Origin of the sequence: Microbacterium sediminis, assembly GCF_004564075.1 — a bacterium.
Lineage (GTDB): Bacteria > Actinomycetota > Actinomycetes > Actinomycetales > Microbacteriaceae > Microbacterium > Microbacterium sediminis.
This window is the reverse complement of sequence record NZ_CP038256.1, coordinates 2,241,301-2,258,641: the sequence shown is the minus strand read 5'-3', so window position 1 is coordinate 2,258,641 and position 17,341 is coordinate 2,241,301. Positions and strand designations below refer to the sequence as shown.

13 protein-coding genes are annotated in these 17,341 nt (G+C 72.7%); 11 read left to right on the top strand and 2 right to left on the bottom strand.

The features are described from left to right. The first annotated feature begins 103 nt into the window (after positions 1–103). A complete protein-coding gene (locus tag E3O41_RS10760; protein WP_158231533.1) occupies positions 104–1,951 on the top strand; it encodes a GGDEF domain-containing protein in 1,848 nt (615 codons plus the stop codon). Positions 1,952–1,986: 35 nt separating this feature from the next. On the opposite strand, the gene E3O41_RS10755 is transcribed toward E3O41_RS10760, so the two are convergent. Beyond that, complete coding sequence (locus E3O41_RS10755) at positions 1,987–3,537, bottom strand: carbohydrate-binding protein (RefSeq protein ID WP_067027702.1); 1,551 nt, start codon at positions 3,535–3,537, stop codon at positions 1,987–1,989. 230 nt (positions 3,538–3,767) lie between these two features. Between E3O41_RS10755 and E3O41_RS10750 the strand changes: the two genes are divergently transcribed. Continuing rightward, positions 3,768–5,981, top strand: a complete 2,214-nt coding sequence (locus E3O41_RS10750) for a glycosyltransferase family 2 protein (protein WP_135012689.1) — start codon at positions 3,768–3,770, stop codon at positions 5,979–5,981. Between the two features lie 17 nt (positions 5,982–5,998). Here the strand turns inward: E3O41_RS10750 and E3O41_RS14150 are convergent, their stop codons facing one another. Next, entirely contained in the window at positions 5,999–6,655 is a 657-nt protein-coding gene (locus E3O41_RS14150; RefSeq protein ID WP_158231534.1) for an EAL domain-containing protein, read from the bottom strand. A gap of 288 nt (positions 6,656–6,943) precedes the next feature. Between E3O41_RS14150 and E3O41_RS10740 the strand changes: the two genes are divergently transcribed. The 9 genes from E3O41_RS10740 (at position 6,944) to E3O41_RS10700 (ending at position 17,292) form a co-directional block, all read left to right on the top strand. Next, the gene (locus E3O41_RS10740; RefSeq protein ID WP_083991036.1) at positions 6,944–8,896 is read left to right on the top strand and encodes a GGDEF domain-containing protein; all 1,953 of its coding nucleotides are present in this window, start codon (positions 6,944–6,946) and stop codon (positions 8,894–8,896) included. A 134-nt stretch (positions 8,897–9,030) separates the two neighbouring features. Then, positions 9,031–9,822 carry a sulfite exporter TauE/SafE family protein gene (locus E3O41_RS10735; protein WP_067027708.1) on the top strand — a complete coding sequence of 264 codons (792 nt, stop codon included), beginning with the start codon at positions 9,031–9,033 and terminating at the stop codon, positions 9,820–9,822. 147 nt (positions 9,823–9,969) lie between these two features. Then, a complete protein-coding gene (locus E3O41_RS10730) occupies positions 9,970–10,416 on the top strand; it encodes an FAS1-like dehydratase domain-containing protein (RefSeq protein WP_067027710.1) in 447 nt (148 codons plus the stop codon). Beyond that, positions 10,413–10,805: a MaoC/PaaZ C-terminal domain-containing protein gene (locus E3O41_RS10725; protein ID WP_067027712.1), complete on the top strand. Its 393-nt coding sequence runs from the start codon at positions 10,413–10,415 to the stop codon at positions 10,803–10,805. Before E3O41_RS10730 ends, E3O41_RS10725 begins: the two co-directional genes overlap by 4 nt. Next, on the top strand, positions 10,802–11,932 hold the full coding sequence (locus tag E3O41_RS10720) for a UDP-N-acetylmuramate dehydrogenase (RefSeq protein WP_067027714.1): 1,131 nt from the start codon (positions 10,802–10,804) through the stop codon (positions 11,930–11,932). The genes E3O41_RS10725 and E3O41_RS10720 overlap by 4 nt, the downstream gene beginning before the upstream one ends. Positions 11,933–11,935: 3 nt before the next feature. After that, positions 11,936–12,634 carry a FadR/GntR family transcriptional regulator gene (locus E3O41_RS10715; protein WP_067027716.1) on the top strand — a complete coding sequence of 233 codons (699 nt, stop codon included), beginning with the start codon at positions 11,936–11,938 and terminating at the stop codon, positions 12,632–12,634. An 882-nt stretch (positions 12,635–13,516) separates the two neighbouring features. Beyond that, positions 13,517–14,917: a four-carbon acid sugar kinase family protein gene (locus E3O41_RS10710; RefSeq protein ID WP_067027718.1), complete on the top strand. Its 1,401-nt coding sequence runs from the start codon at positions 13,517–13,519 to the stop codon at positions 14,915–14,917. A gap of 17 nt (positions 14,918–14,934) precedes the next feature. Further along, positions 14,935–15,828, top strand: coding sequence for an NAD(P)-dependent oxidoreductase (locus E3O41_RS10705; protein WP_135012390.1), 894 nt, complete (start codon positions 14,935–14,937; stop codon positions 15,826–15,828). 36 nt (positions 15,829–15,864) lie between these two features. After that, positions 15,865–17,292, top strand: a complete 1,428-nt coding sequence (locus E3O41_RS10700) for a GntP family transporter (protein ID WP_067027722.1) — start codon at positions 15,865–15,867, stop codon at positions 17,290–17,292. Positions 17,293–17,341 lie beyond the last annotated feature (49 nt).

Sequence of the window (17,341 nt, the reverse complement as noted above, 5' to 3'; positions counted from 1 at the left end):
GTCGTCCACGCCCGTAGCCGGCGATCGCCGCAGCGCGAAGGCGCCTCGCCGGCGGGAGCTCTGGCGTGCCTCCGTCTTCGCGACGGCGACGGTCCTGGGCGCGATGCTCGTTGCGCTGGTCGCGATGCTGCGGCTGGTGCTGGGCACCGACTCGCCGGTCGAAACGGGCGTGGACGTGGCGACGGTCGGCGTCTGCCTCGCGGCCACGGTCTGGGCGTTGGCGCGCGGTGAGCGACTGCTCGGCGTGGAGGGGGCGTTCATCGGGCTGCTCCTGGCCGCGGGAATCGCGACATCGACGCTCGTCACGCGCGACCCGGGCGCGATGCTGGGCGGTTTCGTGCTCATGCCGCTCCTGCTCGCCTACCTCGCGTGGGCATTGCCCCGCGTGGCGACCACCATCGCCGGGGCCGCCGCGCTCGTGGGGGTGGCCGCTGCCGCCCTCGCGAACGAGGGCCTCGGCGACGTCGTGCGCACGTTCGCGGGACCGCTCCTGCTCGGCATCGCCGTGTGCCTGTACACGCTCCAGGTCACCGCCGGCTTGTCGGAGCAGCTGGCTGCGGCTCTGCTCACCGACCCGCTCACGGGAGCGCTGAACCGACGCGGGCTCGGCGACCACCTGGACCGTTCGGCGCGCCTGGGCGTCGTGGAGCACGCGATCATCGTCGACCTCGACCGGCTCAAGACGCTCAACGACACCGAAGGCCATGCCGCCGGGGATCGGCTGCTGGTCGAGTGCGTCGCGCGCTGGCGCGAGGCAATCGGCGGTCGCGACGCGATCGCGCGGATCGGCGGCGACGAGTTCGCGATCATCGTGCGGAGCGAGTCGATCGGCGAGGCCCGGCAGCTCCTCGAGCGGGTCCGGGCCGTATCGCCCTCGTCGTTCAGCGCCGGCGTCGTCCCCATCGGCGAGTCAATCGACTCCAGCGACCTGTTCGACAGCGCCGATGCCGAGCTCTACGAGGACAAGGGGCGCCGGCCCGATCGCCGCGCGACACCGATGACGGCCGGCGCCGGTGCCGTTGCTCCGCGACGGCACACGCACTTCACGGTCGCGGCCACGGCGGCGGCGATGCTGGCCGCGCTGCACGGGCTGCTCTCGCTCCCGGTGGTGGCGTCGACTCCCGAGTTCGTCGCCGCGATCGGATACTCCCTGCTCGGGTGCGTCGGCGCGGTGGTGCTCGGAGTGCTGGGGCGGCGCGCGCCCCGCTGGATCGTGATGTGCGGGGTCGTCGTGCTGGCCGCGATCACGTGCGCGCACCTGATCGTCTCGCTCGGCCCGGCGCCGTTGCTGTCGGGACTGTTCGGCCTCGTGCCGATCGCGCTCCTCGTGGGTGGCTTCAGTCGCCGCCGGGTGGCGCGCCCCCTTCTCGGCGCGTACACGGTCGCGATCCTCATCGGGATCATCGTGGGTCTGCCGCGGACGTTCCTGGGCCTCGGCCCGGCACCGTTCCTCGTCGCCGTGATCGTCGCGTGGTTCCTCATGGAGATGGTGCTGCAGGTGCGGCGCGGCCTGGAGGCGCTCGCGTCGGAGGATCCGCTCACCGGCGCCGTCAACCGCCTCGGGCTCGACACGGCGCTGCGGCAGGAGATCCGACGGGCCGGCCGCCGTGGGGGAGCGCTCGCGCTTGTGCTCATCGACTTCGACCGCTTCAAGCAGCTCAACGACCGCCTCGGGCACGCGCGCGGCGACGCCGTGCTCCGCAGCGCCGTCGACGCGTGGCGCGGCGGCCTGCGCGAGGGAGACGTGCTGGCCCGACTCGGCGGCGACGAGTTCGCGATCCTGCTGCCCGGCGCCGACGAGTCGGCGGCGCGATCGATCATGACGCGGCTCGAGGCCGCGTCGGATGCGGAGTGGTCCTGGGGCGTGGCCGAGCTGCGCGCGGGCGATCAGGGGGCTGACCTGATCGAGCGCGCCGACCGATCCCTGTACGCGGCCAAGCGCGCGCGCTGATCGCCGCGCGTTCGATTACGCGACGTCGCGGACGGTCACTCCGCGTCCGCGATGAGCTCGCGCAGCGCGTCCTCGTCGAGGGCGAGCCAGGGCGAGGTGCCGGGGTCGTTGAAGGCCTCCTCGGGGGCGTCGCCGAGCGTCCACCAGCGCGCCTCGAAGACGGCGTCGTTGCGCATCACGAGGTCGCCGGCCTCATAGGCGGTCTCGGGGTCCCACTGCGGGGCGAGGTCATCGGGCACCTCGATGGTCGGCGCCGGGGTCTCGCCGGGCAGCACGGGGCCGACGAGGGTCCAGGGCGTCTCCCACTCCTGCAGCACCGGGTCGTCGGGCACGTCGCCGCTCGTCCACCACTTCGCCTCGTAGACGCTGCCGTGCCACACCACCTTGGTGCCGGCCAGGTACGCGGCGGTCTCGGACCACACGGGGTAGGGGCTCGTCTCCGGGTCGTCGGTCACCACGGCCTTGGGCTGCTCGGCCACCGTCTCGGCGCCGGCGGAGTCCTTCGGGCTGCCGGCGAAGCCCTTGCCCAGCAGCGCCGCGAACTCGCCCTCCTCCTGCTCGACGCCCGAGCAGGCGTCCGACACGGTCGTGAGGTCGGCGTAGTTGGCGCTGCACGCGCGATCGCGGTTCAGCGACCACATCGACATCCGGCCCAGGCCGCGCTCGCGCGCGAACGCGTTCAGCGGGCCGGCATCGCCGACCTCGAACACGTCGGCCACGACGTCGTTCTGGCCCACCATCGGCGTCGCGCCGATCTTGCGCCACAGCGACGTCGGCCCGAGCGGCAGACCCGCGTCGGTGTAGAGGGCGTCGAGCTGGCGGTGCAGCGATTCGAGCGAGGCCTGAGAGGCCTCGGCCATCGATCCGCCCGCGGCGAAGTTCATGGTCATGGCGTTGACCCCGGCGAGGTCGACGCCCGCGTCGAGGAAGGCGGCGACGGCCGCGGTGCCCTGCGGGGTGAGCCCCGACGTGTCGACGGGCAGCGTGAGCCACACGGCCAGCTCCTCGTCGGCGTCGCGCCGCTCCTGCTGCAGCGCGGCGATCGCCTCGGCCCGGCGCGCCATCGCCGCCGTGTCGGTGAGCGCGTCGCCCTCCAGATCGAGATCGATCGTCGTGAGGTGGTAGCGATCGAGCACGACGTCGTACGCGTCACGCAGATCGTCGACGCTCTCGCACGCGTCGCCGAGCTCGGCGTTGAGCAGCCCGCCGAACGAGACCACCACGTCGCGCTCCTGGCTGCGCACCCGCTGGATGCGGCGATCGAGATCGAGTGCCGCGGCCGCCTCGTCGAGCGTGTAGGCGGCGCCCCAGGTCGGCTGGCAGCGGTCAGGCGCGGCCGCCACCACGAAGGCCAGCACCACGTCGTCCTGCGCATCGTCGGCGGGCGCCGCCTCGAAGGCGTAGGTGGGGGTGGCGGTCACGTCGACGTAGCCGGCGAACCAGGGGTCGCCCGATGCCTCGGCCTGGGCCTCATCGCGGGCCGAGGACCACGTGAACCAGCCGTACCCCGCGAGGACGGCGCAGACGATCAGGAGCGCGGAGAAGCGCACCCAGGAGAAGCGGCGTCCAGCAAAGCGTTCGGACACGGAAGAGGGCCCCTTGCGATTCGGGATGGAGGGACGTGCGCATTTTATGCTACAGAATAGGTTGATACGGTCACCCGAAGGCCGTGGGGGATGGAATCACCGCCGTGAGTTCAGATCTGACTCGGCGCGCCGCCAACGCGCGCCCGCGCGCCGAGAAACCGCAACCGAGCCCGGAGCAGGGCCGCCGCCGGCAGTGGGGCGCCGAGCGCGCCTCGGCACCGCTGTCGATCATGCATCCGATCCCCAGCGCGCACGCCCTCGCGCTCGGGCGCCTCGCGATCGTCGTGACGATCGTCTGCTGGGCGATCTACGTCGTCACCACGGTGCTGCGCGAGCTCGTGGAGAACAACGACTTCGATCTGCGCCTCACCCTCGAGCTCGTCTCGTACCTGCTCGTCGTCACCTTCCTCACCTTCTCGGCGCTGATGTACCTCATGGCGCGGCAGGGCGCGCTGTACCGCTTCCGCGATCACCGCCGCGTGCCGCGGGCCGAGCTCGACCGCCACTTCGACGGCGGCTACGACCGGCTCATCACCGTGCTCGTCCCCTCGTACATCGAGGAGCCCTCGGTGGTGCGCCAGACGCTCTGGTCGGCAGCGCTGCAGGAGTTCCCGAACCTGCGGATCGTCCTGCTGATCGACGACCCGCCGCACCCGACGGATCCCGAGCGCATCGCCTCGCTCGAGGCCAGCCGCGCCCTTCCCGGCGAGATCGAGGCGGCGCTGCGCGAGCCGCGCGAGCGCTTCGTCGAGGCGGCCGAGCGCTGCAACGCGCGCCACGAGGCGGGCGAGCCGGTGACCCAGAGCGATGTGGCCGAGCTCGCCGACCACTACCGCTGGGCGGCGGAGTGGCTCGAGGGCATGGCGGCCGCCGAGCCGGCGCTCGACCACACCGACGACTTCTTCATCGAGCGCGTGCTGGGAGGCCTCGCCAGCGACCTGCGCCTGACCGAGCTGGCGCTGCGCGGCGCCGTGGACCAGGGCGGGGCCCCGGAGTCCGATCGCATGCGCCAGCTGCACAACCGGCTCGTGTGGATCTTCTCGGCCGAGCTGACCTCGTTCGAGCGCAAGGGCTACCGCTCGCTCTCGCACGAGGCCAACAAGGCGATGAACATCAACGCCTACATCTCGCTCATCGGCAAGGACTGGACGATCGAGCAGACCGCCGACGGCGCCGTGCTGCGCGAGGCGGCTCCCGGTGAGCAGGTCGATCTGTCGGTGCCCGAGAGCGAGTACCTGCTCACGCTCGACGCCGACTCGATGCTGCTGCGCGACTACTGCGTGCGGCTCGTGGAGTACCTCGAGCAGCCCGGTCACGAGCGCGTGGCGGTCACGCAGACGCCGTACTCCTCGTTCCGGGGCGCCCCGACCCGCATCGAGCGGATCGCCGGCGCCAGCACCGACCTGCAGCACATCCAGCACCAGGGCATGAGCTACTACGGCGCGACGTTCTGGGTGGGCGCCAACGCGATCATCCGCACCCGTGCCCTGCAGGACATCGCCACGACGGAGGAGGTCGGGGGCTTCCCGATCACCACCTACATCCAGGACCGCACGGTGATCGAGGACACGGAGTCGTCGATCGACATCGGGGCGCACAACTGGACGCTGCTGAACTACCCCGAGCGGCTCAGCTACTCGGCCACGCCGCCCGACTTCGGATCGCTCATCGTGCAGCGCCGCCGCTGGGCCAACGGCGGTCTGCTCATCTTCCCCAAGCTGCTCGAGCAGATCTCGGAGCGGCGCCGCGTGCGCGAGCGCGTGCTGCTGCGCGAGGTGCTGCTGCGCACCAACTACATGACGTCGATCGCGTGGTCGAGCTTCGGGCTGCTGTTCCTGCTGGCCTACCCGTACGACTCGCGGCTGCTGAGCGCGTGGGTGTTCCTCGCGGCCGTGCCGTACTTCTGGTGCATGGGCGCCGACCTGCGCGCGTCGGGGCACCGGTTCACCGACATCTTCCGCATCTACGGTTTCAACCTCGTGCTGCTGGCGGTGAACCTGGCCGGCGTGCTCAAGTCGGTGCAGCAGGCCATGACGGGCGAGAAGATCCCCTTCGCCCGCACGCCCAAGGTGCGCGACCGCACGGCGGCGCCCGCGATCTACGTGCTCGTGCCGTGGCTGATCGTCGGCTTCTCGGCCTTCACGTTCTGGCGCGACATCCAGGCCGAGAACTGGGGCAACGCCGCGTTCGCACTGTTCAACGCCACCCTGTGCCTGTGGGCGATCGTCACCTACATCGGCGTGTGGAACTCGATCGTCGACTTCGTGCTCGGCGTGATCGACTGGCTGTTCGTGCCGCCGCGCGCGCCCAAGCGCCCGAAGAACGTCACGTACCCGGCGGGACCGGTCAACTGGGAGGCGATCCTGTACCACGGCGATCGCCGCCTGGGCCCGACCCGCCGCGCCGAGAAGCTCGAGCGCCGCCGGCGCGCCGGCCGCCGATGATCGCGGCGGCCCCGCGATCAGGCCGGATAGGGCGCGGGGGCGCCGAAGAGGTAGCCCTGCGCGTAGTCGATGCCCGCGTCGATTGTGAAGCGGCGGTGCTGCTCGGTCTCCACGCCCTCGGCGAGCGTGCGCGCGCCCACGCGCCGGGCGGCCTCGAGGAACGCGTACAGCCGATCGCACTCGGGCACGGTGCGGCCCGCGGCGTGATCGGCGGCGGCGCTCCACAGCACGCTCTTGTCGATCTTGACGATGTCGGGGCGCAGCTCGAGGATGCGCTCGACGCTCGCCTCGTGCGTGCCGGCGTCGTCGATGAGCAGCATCGCGTCCAGATCGTCGACCCGCTCGCGCACGCGGCTGTCGACCTGCAGGATGGACGTCTCGAGCAGCTCGATGCCCCAGCGTCGGCCGCGGGGCAGCAGCTCCCGCAGCTCGGGCGCGGCGATCGACGTGGCCGAGAGGTTGATGGTCACCGAGTACCGCGCGGGGATCGCCGCGGCGGCGGCGACGGCGCTGCGCAGCAGGGCGAGCTCCAGCTCCACGCGACGGCGCCCGGCGGCGGCCAGGTGCTCGGTGGGGCGGCGCCGGTCGGCGAAGCGCGCCAGGGCCTCGTAGCCGACGATCGAGCCGCTGCCGACGGACACGAGCGGCTGGAAGACGACCCGGTGCGATGGCACGGCTTTCGCACGCGCACGATCTCGCTTGCCGATCACGCTGATCCGTTCTTCCGGGCCCCCGCGCGCGACGTTACCAGCGCGGTTCGCGCGTTCCCGCCTCGCGGAGGAAACTTCGAACCGCCGCGCGTGTCGGCAGGGTGATATTTGCCCATTTCTGCCCGGGCAGAGTGGCGTCTGCTCAGCCGCGTTCGATAGTGTCGGGCCGCGCTCACGCGCGCGCCCGGGCCCGTCGGGAGCGCGCGGATTCCCGGTGAGCCGGCCGGGGCGCATCGACCCCTGGTGAAGGACATGTCCCGCTCGACCGATCGCCTGCTGAGCCCCGTGGGGGACCGGCTCCGCCACGCCCTGCGTCGGCAGTCGGTCTTCTCGGGGACGACGGCGCTCGGGTGCGCGTATTTCGCCGCGCTCGCCGGCGCGCATCTGCTCTCGCATGCGCACACGCCGGCGCAGGCGGCGCCCGAGATGACGGTCCTGCTCTTCTCGCTCGTCGCGATGCTCGTGGCGCTGATCGCCGGCCGTCGCCTGCCGCGGTGGGTGGGGATCCTCACCGTCGTGCTGCTCTCGGCCGCGTTCGCCGTCGTGGTCTCGAGCGCCCCCGAGGCCGGCACGGTGCTCGGGGTGCTGTTCCTCGTGCCGCTGCTGATGGTCTACCTCGGCTGGTCGTACCAACCCTGGCCGGCCCGCGGCGTCGGGGCCGTCGTGCTCGGGCTGTGGGGTGTGGCGATCGTGAACAACCCGCACTTCGCGGAGCGGGCGCTGAGCGATCCCTGGCCGCTGCTCTATGGCGGGCTCGTGTGCATGCTCGTGCTCGAGATCTCGCTCGCCCTCGGCGAGGACCTGGCCCGGGCCGTGCGCACCGATCCCCTCACCGGCGCGCTGAACCGCCGCGGCCTGCGCCGCCACATGCGCGAGGCCCGGCAGCGCGGCGGGCAGTACTGGCTGGTCGTGGCCGACATCGACGGGCTCAAGCCGCTCAACGATCGCCACGGTCACGCGGCCGGCGACGCGCTGCTGCGGGCGACCGTCGAGTCGTGGCGCGTCGTGCTCGCCGACGAGGGCGTCGTGGCGCGCTGGGGCGGCGACGAGTTCGTCATCATGTTCCGCGCCGAGGGCGAAGCCGCCGCGCGCCGGGTGAGCGAGTCGCTGCGCAAGGCCGCGCCGCAGCCGTACAGCGCCGGGCTCGTGCGCGTGCAGGACGGCGTGGGGGTCGACTTCCTCGTGCGCCTCGCCGACGAGGAGCTCTACCGCGAGAAGCGCGAGCGGCGCGGCACGGGGGTGCCGACGGAGCCCACGCCCGTGCCCGCGCCCGACGCCACGCGCGCGCGGCCGTGGTCGGCGCTCGTGTCCTGCGCGGCCGCCCTGCTCTACGTCGTCACGGCCGTCGTCGGACTGCTCGCCGCGACGGACTTCTGGGAGATCGTGACCGAGGTCGCCGCGATCCTCGTCGGGCTCGTGGCGATCGTCGTGGCCGCGCGCCTGGGCGATCGCTACCCGCACGGGGGCGTGCTCGCGTGGGTGGGGCTCATGGCGGTGGTGCTCATGGCGCGCGCGGTGGCTCGGGACGACGCGGGCGGCGTCATTGAGATGCTGTTCTGCCTGCAGCTGTTCGCCGTGATCGCCGGCTGGTTCTACCGCGGTCGGGTGGGACGCGCGTTCCTGCTCGGCCTCTACGTCGTGCTCGTGGGCGCGCTGCCGCTCATCTCGTCCCAGACGCTGGGCCGGCTCGGTCCCATCCCGATCGTCGTCGCGCTGGCGACGGCCTGGCTGCTGCTCGAGGTCGTTCGCGGCGTGCGCGTGGGGGAGCGGCGCCTGGCCGCGACCGACCCGCTGACGGGCGTGCTGAACCGGTACGGATTCGACGAGGCGCTCGCGGCGGCCATCGAGACCGCGCGCCGACGGGGCCGCCCGCTGTCGGTCGTGACGATCGACTTCGACCGCTTCAAGGAGCTCAACGACAAGCAGGGGCACGACGCCGGCGACCGCGTGCTGCGCGGTGCCGTGCAAGCGTGGCGCCACCTGCTGCGCACCGACGACGTGATCGGACGCCTCGGCGGCGACGAGTTCGTCGTCGTCCTGCCCGGTGCGCGCGCCGCCGAGGCGGAATCGACGATCGCGCGCGTGCACGCCGAGTCCGACGGCGGCTGGTCGTGGGGCGTGGCCGAGCTGCGCGACGACGACGAGATCACCGACCTCATCGACCGCGCCGACCAGGCGCTGTACGCGGCCAAGCGCGCCCGCTGACCCCGCGGCGGTCGCCCGCTCGGCGGTCGCGCCCTGACCAGCTCGGGCCGCAGCCCGCAGCAACCTGCCCGGGTGAACGATCGGCGTCACGCGGTCGGATAGCGTGGAGCGGTCCCCTCACTGACTGGAGTCCGATGAACGCCGTCGCGCGCGCCCCGAAGAGCTACCTGATGTTCGTGGCGATCGGACTCGTCTCCGGCTTCCTCTCCGGGCTGTTCGGCGTCGGCGGCGGCACCGTGATCGTGCCGCTGCTCGTGCTGCTGGCGGCGTTCGGGCAGAAGCTCGCCTCCGGCACGTCCGGCGCCTCGATCATCGTCACCGCGGCGGTCGGCGTCATCTCCTATGCCGTGAACGGGCACGTCGACTGGCTCGCCGCGATCCTGCTCGCCGCCGGCGGCGTGATCGGCGCCCCGCTCGGCGCGCAGCTGCTGCACCGGCTCAGCGAGGCGTTCCTGCGGTGGCTGTTCGTCGGCTTCCTCGTCGTCGTGATGATCAGCCTGTTCTTCATCATCCCGGACCGTGGCGTCGGGGTGCCCATGAACGTCTGGATCGCCATCGCGCTCGTCGCGGTCGGCGTCGTCACCGGCATCCTGTCGGGACTGATCGGCGTGGGCGGCGGGATCATCGTCGTGCCCGTCCTCATCCTCCTGTTCGGATCGAGCGACCTCGTCGCCAAGGGCACCTCGCTGCTCATGATGATCCCCACCACCATGTCGGGCGCGTGGCGCAACTGGAAGAACAACAACATCGACTGGGCCGCGGCCGGCTCCATCGCGATCGCCACCTGCCTCACCACGCCGCTCGGCGCGATCGTCGCCGGCGTCATCGACCCCCAGGTCGCGAACTGGCTGTTCATCGCGTTCCTCGTCGTGATCACCGCGCAGATGGCGCAGAAGGCCATCAGCGCCAGCCGCAAGGGCAGGTGACCGACCGGGTGCTGCGGTCCGCGGCTGCGCCGCTCTGTTCGCGAACCGACGCGGTTGACCCCCTCGGTTGCGGAACGGAGGCGCGCAGCGCCGCAGCGGAAGCGACCGCCGCGAGTCCCGGAGGGGCGCGCCGCGTAGGATCGAACGGTGGCCGTGAATCCTGATCTGGTCGGCCGGGAGTTCCCGCCGACACCGCCGTACCTCGTGGGGCGCGAGAAGGTGCGGGAGTTCGCCCGCGCCGTGCTCGCCGCCTCCCCGCAGCACCACGACGTCGCCGCCGCGCAGGCGCTCGGCTATGCCGACGTCGTCGCCCCGCCGACGTTCGCGATGGTCATCCAGGACCTCACGCTGCAGCAGCTGCTCGGCGACGAGACGGCCGGCATCGTGCTGGAGCGCACCGTGCACGCCGAGCAGCGGTTCCGCTACACGCGGCCGATCGTCGCCGGCGACGAGCTGACCGCCACGCTGCGGGTGACGCAGGTGCGGGCCATGGGCGGCGCGTCGATGGTAACCAGCGAGTCCGACATCGTCGACGCCGACGGCGCGCACGTGGTGACCACCACCTCGATCCTCGTCGTGGGAGGGGCCGAATGAATATCGGAGACGTGATCGCCGAGCGCAGCGTGCACGTCACGCGCGAGTCGCTCGTGCGCTACGCCGGCGCCTCGGGCGACTTCAACCCGATCCACTACCGCGACGACGTCGCGCAGCGCGTGGGACTGCCCGGCGTGCTCGCCCACGGCATGCTCACGATGGGCATCGCCGGTTCCGTCGTGGCCGACGCCCTCGGCGACGCGGGGCGGATCGTCGAGTACGGCGTGAAGTTCACCAAGCCCGTGGTCGTCGACCCCGAGACGGGCGCCGATGTGACCGTGCGGGCCGTGGTCGGAGCGATCGACGACGGCACGGCGCGCATCGACCTCACCGTCGCGCACGGCGAGACCAAGGTGCTCGGCAAGGCGCAGCTGCGGGTGCGGGTGTGACGGTCCCGATCCCGCTGGCGCAGCTGACCACGCTGCAGGTCGGCGCGGCGCCCGCGCGCATGCGCGAGGCCCGCACGCGCGACGAGCTCGTGACCGCCCTGCGCGAGGTGTGGGCCGACGGCGACGACTGGTTCGTGCTGGGCGGCGGATCCAACCTCCTCGTCGGCGACGAGCCGTTCGACGGCACGGTCATCCGCATCCTCACCACCGGGTTCGAGGAGATGCCCGCCCCGCGCGACGGCGTCGTGCGCCTGCGCGTGGAGGCGGGGCAGAACTGGGACGAGCTCGTCGCCTGGAGCGTCGCGAACGGACTGCGCGGCATCGAGGCGATGTCGGGCATCCCGGGAACGGCCGGCGCGGCGCCGATCCAGAACGTCGGCGCCTACGGCCAGGAGATCGTGCAGACCCTCGTCGAGGTGGAGCTGATCGACGAGGCCACCGGCGAGGTCTCGGTCGTGCCCGCGTCCGAGCTGGGTCTCGGCCCCCGCACCTCCGACCTCAAACGGCACTACGGCGAGGACCCCGCCCGCTCGGCCGTGATCCTCTCGCTCACGATCGAGCTCGAGCGGGTCGGCACCGCGCCGCGGCCGATCACCGACGCCCGCATCGCGAAGGCGGTCGGCCTGGAGGTGGGCGCCGAGGCCACGCTGGCCTCGATCCGCGATCGCGTGCTCGCGATCCGCGCGTCCAAGGGCATGGTGCTCGACCCCGCCGACGACGACACCCGCAGCGCCGGGTCGTTCTTCAACAACCCCATCATCTCCGAGCGCGACCCCCGCTCGCTGCCGGAGGACTGCCCACGCTGGCCCACCGAGCCCGAGATCGACGCGGTGCAGGTGATCCCGCTCGACCGGTTCGACGGCTGGATCCCCGCGCCGGTCCCGCATCACCCGCCCGTGAAGGTCAGCGCCGCGTGGCTGATCGAGCACTCGGGGCTGCGCAAGGGGTTCCGGCTCGGCCGCTCGCGCGCGAGCCTGTCGACCAAGCACACGCTCGCGATCACCAACCGCGGGGGAGCGAGCGCCGCCGAGGTCGCCGAGCTCGCCCGCTTCGTGCAGATGCGGGTGGCGCAGGAGTTCGGCATCGAGCTGCGCCCCGAGCCGGTGTTCGTGGGCGTGGAGCTGTAGCCGATGGCCCGCATCTCGCGCACGCAGCAGACCTTCGACCGCCTGCTCGATGCGATCATCGCCGGCGACCTCGTGGCGGGGGAGCCGCTGCCCCCGGAGGGCGATCTCGCCGCGCAGTACGACGTGTCGCGGCTCACCGTGCGCGAGGCCGTCAAGTTGCTGCAGGCGCAGGGCGTGATCGTGCCCGTGCCCGGCAGCCGCCACCGCATCGCCCCGAACGAGGAGTGGACCGGCCTCGAGGCCGTCGTGCGGGGCGCCCGCCGCTCCCGCAACCGCGAGCGGGCGGCGCTGGAGCTGCTCGAGATGCGCATGATGATCGAGACGGGCGCCGCCGAGCTGGCCGCCACGCGGCGCACCGATGCGGATCTGGCCGAGCTCGGCCGGCTGCTCGGGGTCATGCGCGACGCGCACGCCGAGAGCGACGTCGCCCGGTTCGTGGAGGCCGATCTCGCCTTCCACGACGTGATCTTCCGCGCCGCCGACAACCGCATCCTGTTGGCCTCGATGCGCCCGCTCACCACGATGCTGCAGGAGACGCGCACCGAGACGAGCGCGGTCCCCAGCATCCGCGAGCACGCGCTCGCCGAGCACGCCGCCATCCTCGAGGCGCTGCGCGGCGGCACCACGGCGGCCGCGCGCCAGGCCATGCGCAGCCACATGCGCCAGACCCGCGACGACCTCCAGCACTACGTCCTGGGCTGACCCCCGGGTCCGTCGGGTCGCGGCGGTTGCCTCGGGCGCGGCCGTTCGGTTGTGGGACGGGCGGCCGACGGTGTCGGATCGATCGCCCGACGTGCGCGCCGGGCGACGGTGTCGGACCGATCGATCCGGAGGTGCGCCCGCGTCGGATCGACCGACGGTCGGGTGCGCGGGCGTCGGATCGATCGATCCCGGGGCGGGTGACACGCCGTGAGGGCGGGGTGCTGGGCCCGAATCTCCGACGCCCGCGCGGCCGTCGCCCGAAACCTCCGACGCCGGCGCGGTCGTTGCCCGGAGCCTCCGACGCAGGCGCACGGGCATCCCGACGTCGGCCCCGGCCCGCGCACCGGCGCATGCCGTCCCTGGTGCGCCGGTGTCGGATCGGCCGTCGGGTGGGTGCGCGGGCGTCGGATCGATCGATCCCAGGGGCGGGCGACACGCCGTGTGGGAAGAGGTTCTGGTCCGGATCTCCGACGCCCGCGCGGCCGTCGCCCGGAACCTCCGACGCCGACGCACGGGGATCCCGACGTCGGCCCCCGCCCCGGCGCGCCGGCGCCCGGTGCGCCAGCGTCGGATCGGCCGGCGGTCGGGTGCGCGGGCGTCGGATCGATCGATCCCAGCGCGGGCGACACGCCGTGTGGGAAGGGGTTCCGGCCCGGATCTCCGACGCTGGCGCGGGTGCCGGACCGGCAACTCCGACGCCGGCGCACCCCGAACCCGACGCCGACGCGGCCGCGAACCCGACGCGGCGCCCCGGAACCCCGCGACCTCGCACCGATTCGCGGATCGTTCACCGGGCGTTTATGCTGTCCGTTATCTGATATCGGATTCCTGATCTGCTCGGGGCCGATCGTCCCACCCGAACGAACGAACGAAGGGGTTCACATGCAGGTCAGCGCGCTGCTCGCACCGCTCGCTCCCGCCGTGGAGATCACGGCCGCCGAGGTGCGCGAGGCGCTCGATCCGCGCGTGGTGCTCGTCGTCCTCGACGACGACCCGACCGGCACCCAGTCGGTCGCGGACCTGCCCGTGCTCACGCGCTGGGAGCGCGAGGACCTCGACGCCGCGCTCGCCACGGGCGCGCCCGCGGTGTACGTGCTCACCAACACCCGGGCGCTCGACGAGGTCGACGCCGCGCGGCGCAACCGCGAGGTCGTCGCCGTCGCGCTCGAGGCCGCCCGCGCCGCCGATCGCCGCGTGGTGTTCGTCTCGCGCGGCGACTCGACCCTGCGCGGCCACTTCCCGCTCGAGCCCGACGTCATCGCCGAGGAGGTCGAGCGCGAGGCCGGCGCCGCCCCGCATCTGCGCCTGCTGGTGCCGGCCTTCCCCGACGCGGGGCGCATCACCGTCGAGTCGGTGCACTACTGGGTCGTGGGCGACGAGGCGACGCCCGTGGGCGAGACCCCGTTCGCCCAGGACGCCACCTTCGGCTTCCGCTCGAGCGATCTGCGCGACTGGGTGGCCGAGAAGACCGGGGGAGCGATCGCCCGCGACGACGTGGCCGCGCTCACGATCGACGTCATCCGGCGCGGCCCCGATGCCGTGGCGGAGTTCCTCGGCGCGCTGCCGGCGGGCACTACCGTGGCGGTCGACGTGGTCGACGAGAGCGACATGCGGGTCGTCGCCCTCGCCCTGCATCGCCTCACCGACATCGACGTGCTGCTGCGTGTGGGACCGCCGTACGTGCGCGCGCACATCGGCCAGGAGATCGCCGAGCCGGTCCGCGCCGAGCAGATCCCGTTCCGCTACGAGCGCGGCGGCCTGATCGTCGTGGGCAGCCACGTGCCGCTCACCACCGCCCAGCTGCAGGAGCTGCGCCGCCAGCGCCCCGACACCACCACGGTCGAGCTCGACGTGCGCCGGCTGATCGACGAGCGCCGCGAGGCGCACCTCGACGAGCGCGCCCGGGCCGTCGCCGCGGCGCTGGAGGAGGGCGAGGTGATCGTGCACACCACGCGCGAGCTCGTCACCGGGCGCGACGGCGACGAGAGCCTCGCGATCGCCCGCCTCGTCTCCAGCGGCGTCGTGGAGCTGGTCCGCCGAGTGCTCGCGATCGCCCCGCCGCGGTTCGTGATCGCCAAGGGCGGCATCACCTCGAGCGACGTCGCCAGCGAGGCGCTCGAGATCCGCCGTGCCACCGTGCTCGGCCCGATGCTGCCCGGCATCGTCTCGCTCTGGCAGCCGCAGGCCGGCCCCGCCGAGGGCATCCCGTACATCGTCTTCGCCGGCAACGTCGGCGACACCGACTCCCTCGCCCGCGTCGTCTCGACGCTGGCCGACCGCTGATCCGGAAGGACCCCCAGATGACCACCACCGTCGCCGTCATCGGCCTGGGCGCCATGGGCCTGCCCATGGCCACCCGCCTCGCACAGAAGTTCGACGTGCGCGGGTTCGACATCGCCGCCGAGCGCCTCTCGCTCGCGGCCGAGCAGGGCGTCACGGCCGCCGCCTCGGGCGCCGAGGCCGTGGCCGGCGCCGACGCCGTGCTCGTGGCCGTGCGCACGCCGCAGCAGCTGACCGATCTGCTCTTCGGCGAGAACGGCCTCGCCGCGCACCTGCAGCCGGGCGCCGTCGTCCTGCTCACCTCGACGGTGGGCACGAGCGGCATCGCCGAGACCGCCGCGCGCCTCGCCGAGCACGACGTGCAGCTCGTGGACGCCCCGCTCTCGGGCGGCCCGGCCCGCGCCGGCGAGGGCGATCTGCTCATCGTGGTCGGCGCCGAGCCCACCGCGCTCGAGAAGGCCCGCCCCGTGCTCGAGCAGCTTGCCTCGACGCTGAGCATCGTGGGCGACAAGCCCGGCGACGGCCAGGCCCTCAAGACCGTGAACCAGCTCCTGTGCGGCGTGCACATCGCCGCCGCGGCCGAGGCGCTCGCCCTCGCCGACGCGCTCGGCCTGGACCGCGCCAAGACGCTCGAGGCCCTCACGGCCGGCGCGGCGAACTCCTTCATGCTCGGCAACCGCGGCCCCCGCGCGCTGCAGGCCTACGACGAGGGCGGCGCCGAGGTGCTCAGCCGCCTGGACATCTTCGTCAAGGACCTCGGTATCGTCGGCGACGCCGCCCGTGCCCACCACCTCTCCACGCCCGTGGCCGCGGCCGCCGAGCAGCTGTTCCTGCTCGGCGAGGCGCAGGGCCTGGGCGCCCTCGACGACTCGGCCGTGATCCGCGTCGTCGCCCCCGAACTCCGCTCCGCCTGAGACCCCACCCATCCCCCTTCACACGAAAGCGAACCAATGACGTATCCGCTTTGGGCGCTCATCCTGATCGGCCTCGCCGGCATCGGGCTGCTGCTCCTGCTCATCATCCGCTTCAAGATGCAGGCGTTCTACGCGCTCATCCTCACCTCGATCGTCGTCGGTCTCGTGGCGGGGCTGCCGCTGACGACGATCCCCGCGACCGACACCGATCCGGAGCAGCTGGGCGTCATCCAGGCGATCATCGCCGGCGTCGGCGGAACGCTCGGATCGGTCGCCGTGCTCGTGGCGCTCGGCTCGATGCTCGGCAAGATCATCGAGCTCTCGGGCGGCGCCGAGGCCCTCTCGGGCACGTTCTCGCGCCTGCTCGGGCCCAAGCGCGTGGGTATGGCCCTCGTCATCGCCGCCGGCATCCTGGCGATCCCGGTGTTCTTCGACGCCGGCTTCATCATCCTCGTGCCGATCATCTTCGCGTTCTCGAAGGTCGCGGGCCTGGTCCCGATCACGTTCGGCCTCCCGGTCGCCGGCATCATGCTGGCCGTGCACGTGGCCGTGCCGCCGCACCCCGGCATCGTGGGCGGCGCGACGATCCTCGGCGCCGATGTGGGCTGGATCACGATCATCGCGCTGCTCATCTCGATCCCGATCGCGGTGCTGTCGTACCTCGTCGCCAAGCGGATCAACCGCCGCGAGTTCCCCATGCTCGAGGCGACGCGGGAGATGTTCGAGAACTTTGGCACCGAGAAGTCCTCGATCAACGCCGGTCTCAAGGAGGGCGAGAAGGCGCCGGGCACCGGCACGGTGCTGTTCCTGATCCTGCTGCCGCTCGTGCTCATCATGCTCGGCACCGCGGTCGCGCCCGCGTTCCCCGCCGGATCGTTCGCCAACGGCCTCCTGGCGATGATCGGTCAGCCGATCTTCGCGCTCGTGGTCGCCATCGGCGCGGCGATGTTCCTTCTCGGCGCCCGCCGCGGCTGGAGCGCCGCCAAGCTCGGCGAGGTCATGGAGTCGGCCCTGCCCGCCGCCGCGACGATCATCCTCGTCACCGGTGCCGGCGGCGCGTTCGGCCGCATCCTCACCGAGACGGGCATCGGCGGCGCCGTCGCCGAGGCCCTCACGGCGACGGGCATGCCCGTGATCCTCGCGGCGTTCCTCATCTCGCTCATCCTGCGCGCGGCCCAGGGCTCGGCCACGGTCGCGATCTCCACGACCGCCGGCCTGCTGCTGCCCGCGGTCGCCGCCCTCGAGCTCGGCCCCGTCAACACGGCGCTCGTCGCGGTGGCGATCGGCTACGGCGGACTGGGGCTCAGCCACGTCAACGACTCGGGCTTCTGGATCGTGACGCGCTACCTCGGCCTGTCGGTCAAGGACGGCCTGCGCACGTGGACGCCGCTGACGACCATCCTCGGCGTCGCCGGCTTCCTCATCACGGCTGCGCTGTTCATCGTCATCCCCGCCGGGGTCTGACCCGCGACGCCGAAGGCCCGCCCGATCATCGGATCGAGCGGGCCTTCGC

Bases quoted from the DNA above. Each gene is read 5' to 3' on its own strand.
- E3O41_RS10760 (WP_158231533.1), top strand. From the start codon at position 104: ATGCTCGTTGCGCTGGTCGCGATGCTGCGGCTGGTGCTGGGCACCGAC.
- E3O41_RS10750 (WP_135012689.1), top strand. From the start codon at position 3,768: ATGCATCCGATCCCCAGCGCGCACGCCCTCGCGCTCGGGCGCCTCGCG.
- E3O41_RS10740 (WP_083991036.1), top strand. From the start codon at position 6,944: ATGTCCCGCTCGACCGATCGCCTGCTGAGCCCCGTGGGGGACCGGCTC.
- E3O41_RS10735 (WP_067027708.1), top strand. From the start codon at position 9,031: ATGAACGCCGTCGCGCGCGCCCCGAAGAGCTACCTGATGTTCGTGGCG.
- E3O41_RS10725 (WP_067027712.1), top strand. From the start codon at position 10,413: ATGAATATCGGAGACGTGATCGCCGAGCGCAGCGTGCACGTCACGCGC.
- E3O41_RS10715 (WP_067027716.1), top strand. From the start codon at position 11,936: ATGGCCCGCATCTCGCGCACGCAGCAGACCTTCGACCGCCTGCTCGAT.
- E3O41_RS10710 (WP_067027718.1), top strand. From the start codon at position 13,517: ATGCAGGTCAGCGCGCTGCTCGCACCGCTCGCTCCCGCCGTGGAGATC.
- E3O41_RS10705 (WP_135012390.1), top strand. From the start codon at position 14,935: ATGACCACCACCGTCGCCGTCATCGGCCTGGGCGCCATGGGCCTGCCC.
- E3O41_RS10700 (WP_067027722.1), top strand. From the start codon at position 15,865: ATGACGTATCCGCTTTGGGCGCTCATCCTGATCGGCCTCGCCGGCATC.